This is a genomic window from Streptomyces sp. NPDC096048 (assembly GCF_044763415.1).
Lineage (GTDB): Bacteria > Actinomycetota > Actinomycetes > Streptomycetales > Streptomycetaceae > Streptomyces.
Genome location: NZ_JBIWGG010000003.1, coordinates 474,745 through 491,704, shown reverse-complemented (window position 1 = coordinate 491,704; position 16,960 = coordinate 474,745). Strand labels below are relative to the sequence as shown.

The 16,960-nt window shown below is 73.1% G+C and carries 15 protein-coding genes; 4 read left to right on the top strand and 11 right to left on the bottom strand.

Going from position 1 to position 16,960, the window contains the following annotated elements; genetic code table 11:
- Positions 1-136 precede the first annotated feature (136 nt).
- Positions 137-604 (top strand): RDD family protein, encoded by a 468-nt coding sequence (locus ACIQ6R_RS10170; protein WP_404174555.1) that lies wholly within the window; start codon positions 137-139, stop codon positions 602-604.
- Positions 605-721: 117 nt separating this feature from the next.
- On the opposite strand, the gene ACIQ6R_RS10165 is transcribed toward ACIQ6R_RS10170, so the two are convergent.
- From ACIQ6R_RS10165 to lipB, 4 genes are all read right to left on the bottom strand, one after another.
- Positions 722-1,426: a DUF4191 domain-containing protein gene (locus ACIQ6R_RS10165; RefSeq protein ID WP_404174552.1), complete on the bottom strand. Its 705-nt coding sequence runs from the start codon at positions 1,424-1,426 to the stop codon at positions 722-724.
- A gap of 79 nt (positions 1,427-1,505) precedes the next feature.
- Positions 1,506-1,721 (bottom strand): hypothetical protein, encoded by a 216-nt coding sequence (locus tag ACIQ6R_RS10160; protein WP_404220087.1) that lies wholly within the window; start codon positions 1,719-1,721, stop codon positions 1,506-1,508.
- A gap of 232 nt (positions 1,722-1,953) precedes the next feature.
- Positions 1,954-2,907, bottom strand: coding sequence for a lipoyl synthase (gene lipA, locus ACIQ6R_RS10155; protein ID WP_404174549.1), 954 nt, complete (start codon positions 2,905-2,907; stop codon positions 1,954-1,956).
- Positions 2,908-3,077: 170 nt separating this feature from the next.
- Entirely contained in the window at positions 3,078-3,875 is a 798-nt protein-coding gene (lipB, locus tag ACIQ6R_RS10150; RefSeq protein ID WP_404220085.1) for a lipoyl(octanoyl) transferase LipB, read from the bottom strand.
- Positions 3,876-4,111: 236 nt separating this feature from the next.
- On the opposite strand from lipB, the gene ACIQ6R_RS10145 reads away from it, so the two are divergent.
- Positions 4,112-5,578, top strand: a complete 1,467-nt coding sequence (locus tag ACIQ6R_RS10145; RefSeq protein WP_404220083.1) for a regulator — start codon at positions 4,112-4,114, stop codon at positions 5,576-5,578.
- Between the two features lie 12 nt (positions 5,579-5,590).
- On the opposite strand, the gene ACIQ6R_RS10140 is transcribed toward ACIQ6R_RS10145, so the two are convergent.
- Both ACIQ6R_RS10140 and ACIQ6R_RS10135 read right to left on the bottom strand, forming a co-directional pair.
- Entirely contained in the window at positions 5,591-6,994 is a 1,404-nt protein-coding gene (locus ACIQ6R_RS10140) for an NAD(P)/FAD-dependent oxidoreductase (RefSeq protein ID WP_404220081.1), read from the bottom strand.
- A 572-nt stretch (positions 6,995-7,566) separates the two neighbouring features.
- On the bottom strand, positions 7,567-8,484 hold the full coding sequence (locus tag ACIQ6R_RS10135) for a TIGR01777 family oxidoreductase (RefSeq protein WP_404220079.1): 918 nt from the start codon (positions 8,482-8,484) through the stop codon (positions 7,567-7,569).
- Between the two features lie 72 nt (positions 8,485-8,556).
- Here ACIQ6R_RS10135 and ACIQ6R_RS10130 point away from each other — a divergent pair, with 72 nt between their 5' ends.
- Positions 8,557-9,051 carry a GNAT family N-acetyltransferase gene (locus tag ACIQ6R_RS10130; protein WP_404220077.1) on the top strand — a complete coding sequence of 165 codons (495 nt, stop codon included), beginning with the start codon at positions 8,557-8,559 and terminating at the stop codon, positions 9,049-9,051.
- Between the two features lie 3 nt (positions 9,052-9,054).
- On the opposite strand, the gene ACIQ6R_RS10125 is transcribed toward ACIQ6R_RS10130, so the two are convergent.
- The gene (locus ACIQ6R_RS10125) at positions 9,055-10,239 is read right to left on the bottom strand and encodes a MarP family serine protease (protein WP_404220075.1); all 1,185 of its coding nucleotides are present in this window, start codon (positions 10,237-10,239) and stop codon (positions 9,055-9,057) included.
- Positions 10,240-10,482: 243 nt separating this feature from the next.
- Here ACIQ6R_RS10125 and ACIQ6R_RS10120 point away from each other — a divergent pair, with 243 nt between their 5' ends.
- Complete coding sequence (locus ACIQ6R_RS10120; RefSeq protein ID WP_404220073.1) at positions 10,483-11,316, top strand: peptidoglycan recognition protein; 834 nt, start codon at positions 10,483-10,485, stop codon at positions 11,314-11,316.
- A gap of 153 nt (positions 11,317-11,469) precedes the next feature.
- Here the strand turns inward: ACIQ6R_RS10120 and ACIQ6R_RS10115 are convergent, their stop codons facing one another.
- From ACIQ6R_RS10115 to ACIQ6R_RS10100, 4 genes are all read right to left on the bottom strand, one after another.
- The gene (locus tag ACIQ6R_RS10115) at positions 11,470-11,991 is read right to left on the bottom strand and encodes a DUF4240 domain-containing protein (protein WP_404220316.1); all 522 of its coding nucleotides are present in this window, start codon (positions 11,989-11,991) and stop codon (positions 11,470-11,472) included.
- A gap of 56 nt (positions 11,992-12,047) precedes the next feature.
- Entirely contained in the window at positions 12,048-13,088 is a 1,041-nt protein-coding gene (locus ACIQ6R_RS10110; RefSeq protein WP_404174527.1) for a helix-turn-helix transcriptional regulator, read from the bottom strand.
- Positions 13,089-13,161: 73 nt separating this feature from the next.
- On the bottom strand, positions 13,162-15,864 hold the full coding sequence (aceE, locus tag ACIQ6R_RS10105; protein ID WP_404174524.1) for a pyruvate dehydrogenase (acetyl-transferring), homodimeric type: 2,703 nt from the start codon (positions 15,862-15,864) through the stop codon (positions 13,162-13,164).
- 413 nt (positions 15,865-16,277) lie between these two features.
- Positions 16,278-16,901, bottom strand: a complete 624-nt coding sequence (locus tag ACIQ6R_RS10100; protein WP_404174522.1) for a GntR family transcriptional regulator — start codon at positions 16,899-16,901, stop codon at positions 16,278-16,280.
- Positions 16,902-16,960 lie beyond the last annotated feature (59 nt).

Here is a 16,960-nt window from a genome sequence, read left to right as displayed (position 1 = left end):
TGTTTCGCAGAAGTTAACCGGCTCCGTTCCAGCCTAGGCCTCATCCCGGCCCGCCACACCCCGCCGTACGCCGCCCCGCGACCCCCGCGCCCACCCTCCGTCCGCCGGTCATATACGGGCGCAGTACCGTGGACGGGTGGACAACAGGCAAGCAATCGGATCGTGGCTTTCCGGGCCGCGCGCGGCCATCGAAGAGGCCGGCGCCGATCTCGGATACCGGGGCGAGCAGCTCGGTCTGCCCGAGGAGGGACCCGGCTCGATCGCCCGTCCGGGCAGGCGGATCGGCGCGCTGGCCGTCGACTGGGCCCTGTGCCTCCTGATCGCATACGGCCTGATCACGGACGGCTACGGCCAGGCGACCGGCAACTGGGCCCTGCTGATCTTCTTCGTGCTGAGCGTGCTGACCGTCGGCACGGTCGGCTACACCCCGGGCAAGCGCCTCTTCGGCCTGCGCGTGGTGGACCTGGGCACGGGCCGCCCGAGCCCGCTGCGTGCCCTGCTGCGCTCGGTCCTGCTGTGCGTCGCCCTCCCGGCGCTGATCTGGGACCGCGACGGCCGGGGCCTGCACGACCGGCTGGCGCGCACCGTGGAAGTACGGATCTGACGCGGCGCGCGCGTACGCCGTCGCGGCGGCGCGCGCGTACGCCGTTACGGCGAGGGGGGCGCCCGGAGTGATCCGGGCGCCCCCCTCGCCGTAACGGCGTCTCGAAGTCCTACGGGGTCAGCGCTGCCTGGGGTTTCCGCCCCTGGGCATGCGCATGCCCTTCGGCATCGGGCCCTTGGGCAGCGGCATGTTGCTCATCAGGTCGCCCAGGGCGCGCAGTCGGTCGTTGGTCACGGTGACCTGCGGGCCGCTCAGGACGCGGGGGAGCTTGAGCATGGTCGTGCGCAGCTTCTTCAGCTCGACCTGGCCCTCGCCGGTGCCCACGACCAGGTCGTGCACGGGCACGTCGGCGACGATCCGGTTCATCTTCTTCTTCTCGGCCGCGAGCAGGGACTTCACCCGGTTCGGGTTGCCCTCCGCCACCAGCACGATGCCTGCCTTGCCGACCGCGCGGTGCACGACGTCCTGGTTGCGGTTCATCGCCACCGCGGGTGTCGTCGTCCAGCCCCGGCCGATGTTGTCCAGCACGGCCGCTGCGGCGCCCGGCTGGCCCTCCATCTGTCCGAAGGCCGCCCGCTCGGCCCGGCGACCGAAGACGATCGCCGTCGCGAGGAAGGCGAGCAGCACGCCCAGGATGCCGGCATAGATGGGGTGACCGATCAGGAAACCGATCGCGAGGAGGACACCGAAAACGACGATGCCGACACCCGCGAGTACAAGACCGATCTTCTTGTCGGCCTTGCGGGTCATCTTGTAGGTCAGAGCGATCTGCTTCAGTCGCCCGGGATTCGCAGCGTCCGCTGCAGGTTCCTTCCTCGCCATGGCACGAAGTCTACGTGCCCCCGAAAGCGCCGACGACGGCAGTGCCCGGCGCGGGGGAGGGGACGCGGGCGGGGCGGAGTCAGGGACGGCCGGTGACGGACTGCCGCAGTACGCGCTCCGTCTCGATCCGGTCCTTGGCGCGGCGGCGGTCCTCCAGCACGGAGGTCCAGGCGTTGCGCCGGGCGGTGCGCTGACCGCCGCTCATCAGCAGCGACTCGACGGCCCGCAGGGCGGTGGTGAACGACGGGATGGCGGTGGCGCGAACGGCGGTGGCGCGAACGGGCGCGGCCTGCATCGTGGAGGTCCCCCCTCGGTACGGCTCCGGGCACGGAGACGGGTGTACGTGGTGTGATTTCAGGGTCACTGATTGGTGTTACCAGGGCGTGACCCCCCGGTCAAACGGACATGAAGCCGCGTTGCCCGGGGCCGGAACGGCGCCGCGGCCCCGACCGGTGTCCTCATCTGCGAGGACGGTCGGGACCGCGGCGTATCGGCCATTACTGGCGAGTAGCGACTTGTGCGTGAATTCACACGGTGGCGGAGTGACGCTGCTCCATCGCCATCCGGTAGAGCCGTCCGGCCCGGTACGAGGACCGCACCAGCGGGCCCGACATCACGCCGGAGAAACCGATCTGCTCGGCTTCCTGCTGGAGCTCCACGAACTCCTGCGGCTTGACCCAGCGCTCCACGGGGTGGTGGCGCACGGACGGGCGCAGGTACTGCGTGATGGTGATCAGCTCGCAGCCGGCCTCGTGCAGCTGCTTCAGCGCCTCGCTGATCTCCTCGCGGGTCTCGCCCATGCCGAGGATCAGGTTGGACTTGGTGACCAGCCCGTAGTCGCGGGCCTCGGTGATGACCTTCAGGGAGCGCTCGTAGCGGAAGCCGGGGCGGATGCGCTTGAAGATGCGGGGGACCGTCTCGACGTTGTGCGCGAAGACCTCGGGGCGGGAGGCGAAGACCTCCTGGAGGAGCTCCGGCACCGCGTTGAAGTCGGGGGCCAGCAGCTCGACCTTGGTGCGGCCGTCCTCGCGCTCAGCCGTCTGCTGGTGGATCTGGCGCACCGTCTCGGCGTACAGCCAGGCGCCGCCGTCCGGCAGGTCGTCACGGGCGACGCCGGTGATGGTGGCGTAGTTCAGGTCCATGGTGACCACGGACTCGCCGACCCGGCGCGGCTCGTCGCGGTCGAGCGCCTCGGGCTTGCCGGTGTCGATCTGGCAGAAGTCACAGCGCCGGGTGCACTGGTCGCCGCCGATGAGGAAGGTCGCCTCGCGGTCCTCCCAGCACTCGTAGATGTTGGGGCAGCCGGCTTCCTGGCAGACGGTGTGCAGGCCCTCGCTCTTCACGAGGTTCTGCATCTTGGTGTACTCGGGGCCCATTTTCGCCCGGGTCTTGATCCACTCGGGCTTGCGCTCGATGGGGGTCTGGCTGTTACGGACCTCCAGGCGCAGCATCTTGCGTCCGTCGGGTGCGACTGCGGACACGACCGGCTCCCTAGCGTTTGATTCTTCGGCGTGCCCCAGGGTACGCCCGTTGATTTGTTGGTCGGCGTTGGTGCTGGCCCTGCTGGGGGCTGCCGCCCCCACGCCCCCGCTTCGGCCTGAACGGCCTCGTCCTCGAACGCCGGACGGGCTGGATTTATGCCGCGCGGGATTCAGGCCGGCGTCTTCTCGATCACCCGCGGCTTCGGTTCCGCGTTCTCCAGGATGTCGCGCAGGTGGCGTTCGGCCACCGGCAGTACCTTCTCGATGGTGATGTCGCGGCCCAGCTCGTTCGCGAGGGAGGCGACGCCCGCGTCGCGGATGCCGCAGGGGATGATCCGGTCGAACCACTTGTTGTCGGGGTTCACGTTCAGGGCGAATCCGTGCATCGTGACGCCCTTGGCGACCCGGATGCCGATCGCGGCGATCTTGCGGTCCTCGCGGCGCTGGCCGGCGTTGGACGGGGCGTACTCCGGCCCGTTCATCCGGGGGTCGAACTCCTCGTCGGTCAGCCGGGGGTCGAAGTCCAGGGACAGCCCGCCGAGCGCCGGGCGCTGATCGAGCGGGTCGCCGAGGACCCACACCCCGCTGCGGCCCTCGACCCGGGTCGTCTCCAGGCCGAACTCCGCGCAGGTGCGGATCAGGGCCTCCTCCAGCCGCCGTACGTGCGCCACGACGTCCACCGGGCGCGGGAGCTTCTGGATCGGGTAGCCCACCAGCTGGCCCGGACCGTGCCAGGTGATCTTGCCGCCGCGGTCCACGTCGACGACCGGTGTGCCGTCCAGCGGACGCTCGCTGTCCTCGGTCCGCCGGCCGGCGGTGTAGACCGGCGGGTGTTCGAGGAGCAGCACCGTGTCGGGGACCTCGTCGGCGAACCGCGCGGCGTGCACCCGGCGCTGCTCGTCCCACGCCTCCTGGTACTCGACGCGATCGGCACCGAACCCCATTCGGACGAACCGCAGCTCACTCACGGCAAGTGCCTCCCTGGAAGGTCGTAAGGCACGAACCGTGCCCATGCCACTGTACGACCGCCCGCCCGTCGTCAGCGGGGCGGGCAATCCTCACACGATCGGATGAATGCCTGCCGAACTGTGCGATCGGGCGCTTACTCTCCGCTACATTCGCGCCGTTCACGAGGCCATAAGGGCTGCTCATAGGCGCTCCGGGCACATCGAACGGCCCGGAAGGCAGGAGACCGCACCGCACCATGACGGAACGACCCGCGCAGCGCACCCCCAACCGCCAGCTCGCCGCGCTCATCGCCGAAGCGGGGTTCTCCAACGCGGGTCTCGCGCGTCGCGTCGACCAGCTCGGACTCGAACACGGCCTGGACCTGAGATACGACAAGACGTCCGTCACCCGGTGGCTGCGCGGCCAGCAGCCCCGCGGCACCACCCCGGCCCTGATCGCCGAGGTCTTCACCCGGCGCCTCGGCCGCCGGCTCACCGCCCAGGACCTCGGCCTGGACGCCTGCGCACCCGTCTACGCGGGGCTGGAGTTCGCCGCCACCCCGGACGAGGCCGTCGACATCGTCGGCGGGCTGTGGCGCAAGGACTCCGGCAGCCACGCCGAACTGCGCAAGATCGCCTTCACCCCGGCGGGCCTCGTCGTGCCCAGCCGGGACTGGCTGATCGGCCGCGCCGACGAGAAGGTGGCCCGCGTCGAGGTGCCCGTACGCATCCCCGCCCAGGGCCGCCCGGCGGGCACCCCCAGGATCCCCGTCCCGCTCGACCCGTCCCGCCGGCGCGCACCGGCCGAGCGCGGGCCCGGCCAGAAGGTCACCGGCGGCGACCTCGCCGCGCTGCGCTCGGTCGGTGAGCTGTTCCGCAGCCTGGACGACCGGTACGGCGGCGGACACGCCCGCCAGGCCCTCGTGCGCTACCTGGAGCACGAACTGGAGCCGATGCTGCGCGGCACCTACGGCGAGCAGACCGGCCGCCGGCTGTTCGCCGCCGCCGCCGACCTGACCCGACTCGCGGGCTGGACGTCGTACGACATCGCCGCGCACGGCCTCGCCCAGCGCTACTTCGTGCAGGCCCTGCGGCTGTCGCAGGCGGCGGGGGACCGGGCGTACGGCTCCTACGTGCTGGTCACCATGAGCCGCCAGGCCGTCTATCTGGGCCACGGGCGGGAGGCCGTGCAGCTCGCGCGGGTGGCGCAGCAGGGGGTGGGGACCTCCGCGCCGCCGGTCGTGCAGACGCTCCTGCACGCCGCCGAGGCGCGGGCGCACGGCCTGCTCGGCGAGGTGCGGGCCTGCACCGCCTCGCTGGTCAGGGCCGAGCGCGCGCTGGAGACCGCCCGGCCCGGCGACGAGGTGCCGCACTGGGCGCGCTTCTTCGACGAGGCACAGCTCGCCGACGAGTTCGGGCACTGCCACCGCGACCTGCAGCAGTTCCGCGCCGCCGCCCAGCACGCGGAACGCTCACTTCAGCTGCGTGCCCCCGTCTACGCCCGTAGCCGGCTGTTCTGCCGGATCGTCCTCGCCACCGCCCGCCTCGGCCTCGGCGAACTCGACCAGGCCTGCCAGCTGGCCGCCGAGGCGGCCGGGCAGGCGGCCGAGATGCGGTCGGTGCGCGCGGCGGAGTACGTACGCGACTTCGAACGGCGCCTGGAGCCGTACCGGGACGCCGCGCCGGTACGGGGCTACCGGGACAAGGTGGCGGCACTGGGGTAGCCGGGGCGCGCGTCAGGCGGCTCGCGCCGTCGGCAGCGGGTCGCCGGTGTGCATCGGCCGGCCCGCCCCCAGGTCCGTCAGGATCGCCGCGGACGCCCGGTGGCCCGAGTGCAGCGCGCCCTGGACGGTGCTGGTGTCGCGGTGGTCCCCGCACACGTACAGGCCGGCCAGCAGCCGCACCGGCCGGCGCAGGTCGTGCGGCACGCGCATCGCGGGCACCGCCTCGGGCGTGTGGTGCACGGCGAGGGTCTCCCAGCGGGTGGTCGGGGTGCCGTAGAGGCGGGACAGGTGCATGCGTACGGCCGTGTCGACGTCGGACGGGGGAGGGCCGAGGACCGTCGAGGAGACGAGGGCGCGTCCGGCCGGCGCGCGCGACGGGTCCACGTGGCTGACCACGGCCGTGTGGGCGACCGGGCCGCCGCGGTCCGCGTCCAGCAGCAGGGAGGCGCCGGTCGTCGGCGGTTCGTCCGTCGTGTGGTGCACGACCGTCACCGGATGGAAGTCCGGCACCCTGAGGCCCGGCAGCAGCTCGGCCGCGGCACGGGCGTCGGTCGCCACCAGCACGGCCCGGCAGCGGATGACGCCGTGCTCCGCGGTGGCCACGGCGTTGGTGGCGACCGATGTGACCCGGACGCCGGTGTGCACGGTGCCGGGCGGCAGCGCCCGCGTCAGCAGCTCCGGCAGGGCCTCGGCGCCGCCCTCGGGCAGTGCGAGCCGCCCGCCGGCGAAGGCGCGCAGCGCGAGGTCGGCGCACCGGCTGGAGGTCGTGAGGTCCGGGTCGCACAGCAGGGCGGCGAGCAGCGGGCGCAGGAAGCCGTCGATCGTGCGGGCCGGCAGTCCGCGCACCGCGAGCGCCTGGGCGGCGGGCAGCTCCGGGCGGGCCAGCAGCCGTTCGGCCGGGGTGCCCGCCAGGCGGGTCAGCGCGGCGCCGAGCCGGGCCTGGTCGACGGCGGTGCCGAGCGGGGCGCCCACCCGGGTGCGGGGCGCGCTCACGGCAGTCCCGGTCGCTCGGGGCGCGTTGGCCGGGCGCCGGGGGGCGGGAACGGACCGGGGGGCGCTCGCGAGGGCGCGCACCGCGTGGAGTGCGCCCCTTGCACCCCGTGCGCCCGCCGGGGCGCCCGCGCGGTGGTGGCGGCCCTCGCTGTGCAGCAGGACGCCGGGGGCGAAGGGCAGCAGCGCGAGGCCGTCGAGCCCGGGGGTGCGGCGCAGTTCGGGATACGCCGTGGACAGCAGCTGTCCGATTCTGTCGAGCCGGAAGCCGTCGACCTTCTCGGTCGCCATCCGGCCGCCCACGCCATGGGCGGCCTCCAGGACCCTGGTCGTCACTCCTGCGCTGGTCAGCCGATGCGCCGCGGCGAGTCCGGCGATCCCGGCCCCCACGACGACGACGTCCGCCTGGTACGCGGGCTCAAGCACGTGCCCCTCCTCGAGGTTGCGCGGCCGCTGGAGACGTCATGCCCCCAACCGGCTTGAGGGATACCCGAGTTCGAGTCGAGGTTAGGGCCGGAAACGGTCAAGGGGAGTCGCGCGGAGACAGGGCACGGTCGCACGGCGGTCGCATACGGGTGCAGTTCGGCCTCATGCGGTCGCCCTGCGGTCGCCCTGCGGCCGTCATGTGGTGACTGGGCGGCGGAGACGACGGCTGCGGTCGTGTGGCTGGGCGCGGCGGGCGTGATGGTGCGCGGCGGGCGCGGCCGTGCGCCGGGGGGGGCGTGGTCAGGGGGGATCGTGCGCGGTCGTGTGCGGGGGCGTGGTCCCGGGCGGTCGTGCGCGGGGGGCGGGCCGACGCCGTCGTGTGCCGGGTGGAGGGCGAGCCCTCGGCACTCTCGGAGGGCCTCGGGCGGAGCCCCCGGCGCCTCCGGCCCGGCCGCCCCGCCCTGCCACTCTCTGCTCCACCCCCCTCACCTCACCCCCCTCACCTCACCCCCCTCACCTCACCCCCCTCACCTCACCCCCCTCACCTCACCCCACCCCACCCTGCTCTCACCTCACAGCGCCGCCCGGATCGCCCCGTCGATCTCCGGAAACGCGAAGCGGAAGCCCGAGTCCAGCAGGCGGGCCGGGAGGATCCGGGCGCTGCCCAGGACGTCACCGGCCATCTCGCCCAGCGCCGCGCGCAGGACCGGGGCGGGGACCGCGAAGGGGGCCGGGCGGCGCAGGACCCGCCCCATGGCCGCGGTGATCTCACGGTTCGTCAGCGGGTGCGGGGCGGTCAGGTTGAAGGGGCCGGACAGGTCGTCGCGGTCCAGCAGGTGCCGGATCGCCGCCACTTCGTCGTGCAGCGCCACGAAGGACCAGTACTGGGACCCGTCGCCCAGCCGCCCGCCGAGCCCCGCCCGGAAGAGCGGGAAGAGCCGCCCCCAGGCCCCGCCCCCGCGGGCGACGACCAGCCCGGTCCGCACGAACACCGTCCGTACCCCCGCCTCCCGGGCGGGGGCCGCCGCGGCCTCCCACTCCAGGCACAGGGACGGCAGGAAACCCTCGCCCGCGGGCGCGCTCTCGTCGACGGCACGGTCGCCGGTCTCCCCGTAGAAGCCGATCGCGCTGCCGTTCACGAAGACCCGCGGACGCCGCTCCAGCGAGGCGACGGCCTCCGCGAGCGCCGTCGTGCCGTGCACCCGGCTGCTGCGGATGCGCGTCTTGTACGCGTCGGTCCAGCGGCGGTCGCCCACCCCGGCCCCGGCCAGATTGACCACGGCGTCGCACCCGTCGAGCCCGGCCGCGTCCACGCGCCCGTCCTCGGGGTCCCAGCGGACCTCGTCCGCTTTCCGGGGCACGTGGCGTACCAGGCGCACCACGTCGTGCCCGTCCGCGGTCAGGGACCGCACCAGTGCGCTGCCGATGAGACCGGACGCGCCGGCCACCGCGACGCGGGAACGTTCCCTGTCCTTGCGTCCATCGTCCATGCGCCCATCCTGCCGGGTGGCCGGCGAAAAACCCCGGACCGGCCTCCGGTACGGCGTCGTACAGTGACCGTCATGCCAGCTCCGCACATACGCCGGGCCAGATCCGACGACGAGCAGCCGCTGCGCCGGCTCGACCTCGAGACCTGGTCGTACCAGCACGCCGTCTCGCCCCGGCCGGCACCGGACGACGCCTTCTTCAGCGAGCGTTCGGGCCCCGCCGACCACCTGGTCGCCGAACTCGACGGCGCCGTCGTGGGCTACGTGCGTCTCGGCTTCCCCACGGAACTGGCCTCCAACTCCCACGTGCGCCAGATCCGCGGCCTGGCCGTCTCCGACGCGGCCCGCGGCAACGGCGCCGGCCGCGCGCTCGTCCGGGCCGCCGTGGAGGAGGCCCGGCGCCTGGGCGCCCGGCGCATCACCCTGCGGGTCCTCGGCCACAACACCACGGCCCGCAAGCTCTACGAGTCCGAGGGCTTCGTCGTGGAGGGCGTGCAGCCGGAGGAGTTCCACCTCGACGGCGAGTACGTCGACGACGTGCTGATGGGGCGGTCGCTGATCGGCCCCTGACGCTCACGACGCGACCGGCTCGCCCGTGTCCACCGCCTCCGTCGCGTCCGCCGCGCGCCGCGCCTCGTCGGCCACCTCGTCCGCCGTCAGCACGTAACCGGTCCGGGCGTCGGACGTGGAGCGGGCGAAGACCACGCCGTACACCCGGCCGTCGGTGGTCAGCAGCGGGCCGCCCGAGTTGCCGGGGCGGACCGTGGAGCGGATCGAGTAGATCTCCCGGGTGACGTTCGCGTCGCTGTAGATGTTCTGCCCGGTCGCCCGTATCCGGTTGGCCACCGTGGCCGCCCGCAGGTCCAGGTCGCCGTCCTGCGGATAGCCCGCGACCACCGCGGGGTCGCCCCGCTCCGCGTCGTCGTCGAACCGCAGGACGGGCGCGGACAGGTCCGGCACGTACAGCACGGCCACGTCCTCGCCAGGGTCGAACAGCACCACCCGCGCCTCGTACGACGGTCCCACCCCGCCGACCCGCACGCTCGGGTCGTCGATGCCGGCCACCACGTGGGCGTTGGTCATCACGTGCTCCGGCGCGTAGACGAAGCCGCTGCCCTCCCGGCCCTGGGTCCCGGCGACGCCCTCGATCTTCACCGTGCTGAGCTTGGCCGCGTTGGTGGCCGCCGCCGTGACGCTGTCGCCGGAGGGCTCGGCGACCTCGGCGGTCGACTCGTTCTCGAAGGGGTTGAAGACCTGCGGGAACCCCGCCTCGGTCAGCGCGGACGTCGCCCCGGAGAACCACGCCGGCGTGGTGTCCGGCATCACCCGCTGCACCGCGCCCAGCAGCTTCGAGTCCCGGATCGCCGAGGTGAGCAGCGGGGAGGAGGACGCCGCCAGGACGCTCGCCGCCACCCACGCCACGACCAGCGCGGCCGCCGCGTTGGCCACCGCCCCGCCGGCCCCGTCGGCCGCCCTGAGCGGCCCCGCGGCCAGCTCCCGGCGCAGCCGCAGCGCCGGCCGCCCCGCCAGTTCGTGCCCCACCACCGCCGGCAGCAGCACCGTGACCACGGCGGTCACCGTCGCCGCCGTCGAACCCGGCGTCACCAGATCCATCACCCACGGCAGGATCCACACGCCGAGCGCCGCACCGCCCACGAAGCCGGCCAGCGAGACACAGCCGGCCACCAGGCCGCGCCGGTAGCCGGACGCCGCGTAGGCCAGCACCACCAGCGCCAGCAGGATGTCGAGCAGGTCCACGCGAGCCGCCTTTCCGTCCGGACCCTCTGCGGACCCCGGGACCCGGAGTACGTGCCGGACGGGCCCGGTGATCAGCCTGGGACGCGCGGCTGTCCGAAAACGGCCGCCCGTGCGCGTCGACGAGTGCCCGAGTGAGCGCGAGTGTGCGCGATCAATCAGAAAACGTCGTGGACCGGGACGATGGTTCCATCGGGTGGCACAGCACACGTCGCGGACGGGCCGGATCCGCCGGACAGTGGGACCATGCGTGTCTTCCGAGGACCGCGCGAGACCCGGGAACGGCGTGCGGTTCCCGTACCGGGCGCGGCCCGCACACCGGGCGTCGCCCGCGTGCCGGGCGCGGCACGGGCGCTGCTCGGCTGCCTGCCCGGGCTGGCCGCCGTCGCCGCGCTGGCGCTGTGCGCGACCGGTGTGGAACGGGCCGCCTCGACGCACGCCCGGCCGGCCGCCGCCGATCGGCACACCGCGCCCCGGCCGTCCGTCGTGCCCCGGTCGGCCTGGCTGGGCGACGCCGCCCGCGCACAGCCGCCCCCGCGCTACGACGACAAGGTCCTCGCCGTCTTCGTCCACCACACGGACACGCCGAACGGCTACGACTGCGCCGACGTGCCGGCCATCCTCCGCGGTGTCTACACGGGCCAGACCGGCGTCCGGGACTGGGACGACATCGGCTACAACTTCGTCGTCGACCGCTGCGGCACCATCTACGAGGGCCGCGCGGGCGGCATCGACCGGCCCGTCACCGGCGCCCACACCCAGGGCTTCAACCACCGCACCACCGGCATCGCCGCCCTCGGCACCTTCACCGCCGGCGTGCCCGTGCCCGACGCGCTGACCGACGCGATCGCCGCGCTGGCCGCGTGGAAACTCGGCCCTACCGACACCGACCCGCGCGGGAAGGCCAGCCTGGTCTCCAGCAACGGCCTCAGCCGGTACGCCGTCGGCGCCACCGCCACGCTGCCCGCCGTCGCGGGCCACGACGAGGGCTACCAGACCAGCTGCCCGGGCGCGGCCCTCACCGCCCGCCTCCCGGACATCAGGGACCGGGCGGCGCGACTCCAGGGCCGGGCCGGCTGATCCTTGCAGGGAGCAGGGAGCAGGGAGCAGGGAGCAGGGAGCAGGGAGCAGGGAGCAGGGAGCAGGGAGCAGGGAGCAGGGAGCCGGGAGCCGGGGGGAGGGGCAGAGCGCAGGGGGGCGCAGGGGGCAGGGCGCAGATGGCTGACCCGCGCGTCAGTCCGGCCCGAACCGCTCCCACAGGCGCGGGAACCGCTCGGCGACGGCCCGGTCGTTCTCCAGGTCGATCGCGGTGCCCAGCGGCTCCGCGGGCGCGGGCGCGATGCCCAGGTCGGGTGCGACGGTGCCGGTGAGCTGCTCGTAGGCCTCGTCGGCCGCGTAGCCGAGTTCCTCGCCGTCGCCGTCCAGGTCCTCGTCGAAGTCGTCCAGCAGCTCGGCGAGCGAGTCGGGTTCGTGCACCGCGCCCTCGTACACCTCGCGGCCCTGGCCGATCAGCCAGCACCGGAAGTAGTCGAAGGCGTCGTCGCAGGCACCGCCGAGCAGCACCCACGCGGCGCCCCACAGGTCCCAGGTGCAGGCGCGGTTGTAGCGGGCCTCGAAATGGCGGGCGAAGTCGAGCACCAGGTCCGGGTCCATCCCGAGGAGCCGCTCCACGAGCAGATCGGCCTGGTCCTCGGGATCGCCGTCGGCACCCTGCCGGGTGGCGTCGATCAGCTCCCAGAACTCCGTCTCGTCCATCACGGGTCCAGCATCGGTCCTGGAAGGGTGGTACGCACGTGGAGTGGGGCGGATCGTTATGTGCCGGCCTGGTGCGCGTCGCCGTACATCTCCTCCCTCCCGTCCCCGGACGCCCCGTCGCCGTACAACCCGGCCAGGCGCCGCGCTTCCCGGGCGAACCGCTCCCGCAGCGCCTCGGGCGCCAGCACCTCCACCTCCGGCCCGAGCCCCCTCAGCTGGGTGTGCGCGACCTCCTCGGACTCCACCGGCAGCGTCACCGTCACCCACCCGTCCGCGTCCGGCGCGTCCGCGGCCTCCAGCGCCTCCCGGGCCGACCGCGCGTCCAGGACGTACGCCAGTCCGCGCACGCCCTCCGCCGACAGCCGCACCACGACCTCCGCCCGCAGGATCGACCGCGCGAACTGCTCCGCCCGCTCCGCCCAGAACGCGGGCAGGTCGAAGTCGTCGTCCCGCGCGAAGCGCTCCTCGCCCGCGTCCACCGCCGTGAACCGGTCGATGCGGTAGACGCGGAAGGCACCGCCGCCCGCCGCCCGCGCGACCCTCGCGCACAGGTACCAGACGCCCGCCTTCAACACGAGACCGTACGGCTCCAGCTCCCGGACGACCTCCTCCTCCCCGCGCCGGTAGCGCGCGGCGACGGTCCGGTCGTCCCAGACCGCGTCCGCGACCGCCGGCAGCAGCTCGGGTGTCCGGGGCTCCCGGAACCAGTTCGGCGCGTCCAGGTGGAACCGCTGCGCCGCCGTGCGGGAGGCGTCCCGGAGGGAGGGGAGCAGGGCGGCCGAAACCTTCAGGCGGGCCGCCGACGCCGCGTCCTCCAGGCCCATCTCGCGCAGCGCCCCCGGCACCCCGGACAGGAACAGCGCCTCGGCCTCGCCCCGCGCCAGTCCGGTCAGCCGGGTGCGGTACCCGCCGATCAGCCGGTAGCCGCCGGCCCGGCCCCGTTCCGCGTACACCGGTACGCCCGCCTCCGACAGCGCCTGCGCGTCCCGCGTCACGGTCCGCTCCGACACCTCCAGTTCCTCGGCCAGTTCGGCGGCGGTCATGGCGGGGCGGGACTGGAGGAGCAGCACCATCTTGATGAGGCGGGCAGCGCGCATGCCCACATCATGCAGGAGAACGCGGGAGGCCCCCGCCGCGGTCGTCCACGGAGGGGGCCTGCCTCGGGGGCCTTTACAGGCCGTAGCGCTCGCGCGCCTCCTTCACGGCCGTCGCCTTGACCTCGCCGCGCTTGGCGAGCTGGGCCAGGGCCGCGACCACGATGGACTCGGCGTCGACGCCGAAGTGGCGGCGGGCGGCCTCACGGGTGTCCGACAGGCCGAAGCCGTCGGCGCCGAGCGACGAGTAGTCCTGCTCGACCCACTGCGCGATCTGGTCCGGGACCTGGCGCATGTAGTCGGAGACCGCGAGGACCGGGCCCTCGGCGCCCTGGAGCGCCTGGCGGACGTACGGCGTCCGCTCCTCGCCGCGCAGCAGCGCCGCGTCGGCGTCCATGGCGTCCCGGCGCAGCTCCGTCCAGGAGGTCGCGGACCACACGTCGGCGGACACGCCCCACTCCTCGGCGAGCAGCTTCTGTGCCTTCAGCGCCCAGTGGATCGCCGTGCCGGAGCCCAGCAGCTGGATGCGCGGGGCGTTGGCAGCCGGGGTGAGCCCCGCCGACTCGGCCGTGTTGAAGCGGTACAGGCCCTTGACGATGCCTTCGTCGACACCGGCGGCGGACGGCTTGGCCGGCTGCGGCATCGGCTCGTTGTAGACGGTCAGGTAGTAGAAGACGTTCGGGTCCTCGCCCGGGGCCGCCTCGCCGTACATCCGGCGCAGACCGTCCTTGACGATCGCCGCGACCTCGTACGCGAAGGCCGGGTCGTACGTCAGGGACGCCGGGTTGGTCGCCGCGATGGCGGGGGAGTGGCCGTCCGCGTGCTGGAGGCCCTCACCGGTCAGCGTGGTCCGGCCGGCGGTGGCGCCGACCAGGAAGCCGCGGCCGAGCTGGTCGCCGAGCTGCCACATCTGGTCGGCCGTGCGCTGCCAGCCGAACATCGAGTAGAAGATGTAGAACGGGATCATCGCCTCGCCGTGCGTCGCGTACGACGTCGAAGCGGCGATGAAGTCGGCCATCGAACCGGCCTCGGTGATCCCCTCGTTGAGGATCTGGCCGTTCTCGGCCTCCTTGTAGTACATCAGCTGGTCGCGGTCGACCGGCTCGTACGTCTGGCCCTTGGGCGAGTAGATGCCCAGGGAGGGGAAGAGGCTCTCCATGCCGAAGGTGCGCGCCTCGTCGGGGACGATCGGCACCCAGCGCTTGCCGGTCTCCTTGTCGCGGACCAGGTCCTTGACCAGGCGGACGAAGGCCATGGTGGTGGCCACGTTCTGCGAACCGGAGCCCTTGTCGAAGGACGCGAACGCCTTCTCGGCGGGCGCGGGCAGCGGCGCGACCGGGTGCACGCGGCGGGCCGGGGCCGGACCGCCGAGGGCGGCGCGGCGCTCCTGGAGGTAGCGGACCTCGGGGGAGTCGGCGCCCGGGTGGCCGTAGGGGACCACGCCGTCGACGAAGTCGCTGTCCTTGATCGGCAGGCCGAGCAGGTCGCGCATGTCCTTGAACTCGTCCACCGAGAGCTTCTTCATCTGGTGGTTGGCGTTCTTGGACGCGAAGCCGGTGCCGAGGGTGTGACCCTTGACCGTCTGGGCCAGGATCACGGTCGGCGCGCCCTTGTGGGCGAGCGCGGCGCGGTAGGCGGCGTAGACCTTGCGGGACTCGTGGCCGCCGCGCGAGTAGTGGAAGCACTCGAGGATCTTGTCGTCGGACAGCAGCTTCGCCATCTCGGCGAGCTGCGGGTCCTTGTTGAAGAAGTCCTCGCGGATGTAGGCGGCGTCGCGCGTCTGGTACGTCTGCACCTGCGCGTCGGGTACCTCGCGCAGGCGGCGTACGAGCGCGCCGGTGGTGTCGAGCTGGAACAGCTCGTCCCACGCCGTGCCCCACAGCGACTTCACGACGTTCCAGCCGGCGCCGCGGAACTGGGCCTCCAGCTCCTGCACGATCTTGAAGTTGGCGCGGACCGGACCGTCGAGGCGCTGCAGGTTGCAGTTGATGACGAAGGTCAGGTTGTCCAGGCCCTCGCGGGAGGCGAGGGTGAGCGCGGTGGTGGACTCCGGCTCGTCCATCTCGCCGTCGCCGAGGAACGCCCACACGTGGGAGTCGGTCAGGTCCTTGATGCCGCGGCTGGTCAGGTAGCGGTTGAACCGCGCCTGGTAGATCGCGGAGATCGGCCCGAGGCCCATGGAGACGGTGGGGAACTCCCACAGCCAGGGCAGGCGGCGCGGGTGCGGGTACGAGGGCAGACCGTTTCCGCCGGCCTCGCGGCGGAAGTTGTCGAGCTGCTCCTCGTTCAGGCGGCCGTCGAGGAAGGCGCGGGCGTAGATGCCCGGGGAGGCGTGGCCCTGGATGTAGAGCTGGTCGCCGGAGCCGTCACCCTCCTTGCCCTTGAAGAAGTGGTTGAAGCCGGTCTCGTAGAGCCAGGCCGCGGAGGCGAAGGTGGCGATGTGGCCGCCGACGCCGTGCTTGCTGCCGCGGGTGACCATCGCCGCCGCGTTCCAGCGGTTCCAGGCGGTGATCCGCTGCTCCATCGCCTCGTCGCCGTCCACAGCGGGCTCGTCGGCGGTCGGGATGGAGTTGACGTAGTCCGTCTCGAGGAGCTTCGGCAGCGCGATGCCGGCGCCCTCGGCGCGCTCCAGTGTGCGGCGCATCAGGTACGCGGCACGGTGCGGCCCGGCCGCCTTGGTGACGGCGTCCAGGGAGGCCTGCCATTCGGCGGTCTCCTCCGGGTCGCGGTCCGGGAGCTGGTCGAGCTCGCTCGGCTGGATGGCTTTGGGGTCGGTCATGTCGCCGCCTTCCTCAGTCGAAGGGGGTTCCCTCATCGTCAAGGGTTCGGGGGTGCCCTAGGTCTTTGGCAGGACAGGGCGGTGGGCTTCGGTGGAAGCCCGTCGGTGACTGTAACTCCCTGATCGATGATCGATCAAAGGGTTGAGGGACAAAACCTCTTGATTACGAGAAAGTAGGCACGGGGTGCCTTCGGCGATGGCACGGAGTGACGGCCCCGTCGGGGATTCGTGCAGGTGAGAGGGGGTGGGCGCGGATGAGCTCGGGAGGCCTGGTGGTATGGCGTCCGCGGGTGATTTGTGGCTGATCGCGCAGTTCCCCGCGCCCCTTCAGGGGCGCGGGGAACTGCGCGAATCGGGGGTCTGGGGACGCAGCCCCCAGGGTCGGGAAGGGAAGGGGCGGCGGGGGCGAGGAGCTACGCGCGCGGGGCGCAGCCCAGGACGTGGGCCTTGACCAGGTCCGCGATACGCGGATCCCGGCGACGGAACGCCGCGACCAGCTCCTCGTGCTCCTCCGCGTACGACTGCTGCACCGTGCCCAGCCACCGTATCGACAGCGCCGTGAACACCTCGATGCCCAGCCCCTCCCAGGTGTGCAGCAGCACCGAGTTGCCGGCCGCCCGCACCAGCTCGCGGTGGAAGCCCACCGTGTGCCGCACCTGGGCCGTCCCGTCGGACACCCGGTCGGCCTCGTACAGCGCGGCGACGTGCGGTTCCAGGGCCGAGCAGTCCCCGGCGAGCCGGTCCGCCGCCAGCTCCGCGGCGATCGCCTCCAGACCGGCCCGGACCGGGTAGCTCTCCTCCAGGTCGGCGGCGGTCAGATTGCGCACCCGTACGCCCTTGTTCGGCGCCGACTCGATCAGCCGCAGCGACTCCAGCTCCCGCAGCGCCTCCCGCACCGGCGTCTGGCTGACCTCCAGCTCGGTGGCGATCCGGCGCTCCACGATCCGCTCGCCCGGCTGCCAGCGTCCACTGATGATCCCTTCCAGGATGTGCTCGCGGATCTGTTCGCGCAGCGAGTGGACGACGGGCGCGGTCATGAGAGCTCCTTCGGGAGGGGACCCTTCGGCCCCCTGGGGCGACTGACGCTTAGACAATA